Origin of the sequence: Bacillus sp. SIMBA_074, assembly GCF_046534555.1 — a bacterium.
Lineage (GTDB): Bacteria > Bacillota > Bacilli > Bacillales > Bacillaceae_G > Bacillus_A > Bacillus_A mycoides.
In genome coordinates this window covers 1-268 of the sequence record NZ_JAWRYM010000602.1, presented here as the reverse complement: position 1 = coordinate 268, position 268 = coordinate 1, and the positions used below count along the sequence as shown (strand labels likewise).

Annotated in this window: 1 protein-coding gene; it reads right to left on the bottom strand. The window is 50.0% G+C overall.

Annotation, left to right across the window (positions count from 1 at the left end; genetic code table 11):
* Positions 1-268: hypothetical protein (locus SB773_RS32150; RefSeq protein ID WP_410594409.1), on the bottom strand; the 268-nt coding region annotated here is incomplete at both ends.

The following is a 268-nucleotide window of genomic DNA, read 5'->3' as shown; positions in this document are numbered from 1 at the left end:
CCCAAAAATCCTGATAGCGCTTCATTGACGAAAGTCGAATCCAACTAGGGTCGCGCAACTGCGAGTTAAAGAAAGACTGCGCTATGGTCTGCCAGTTCCCATCGAAAAGGTGTCGCTTCAGGAAGAAGCGCATCCGATCGTCTAAAGGGTCACCGACGCCATCAATTCGTTCGTAATGCGGGAAATAGACGGAGAGCCCCCTTCCGTTCTTGCTTCTGGCACGAACACTGATTACCGAAACTGGCTGAGCAAGCAATATGGAAAATAG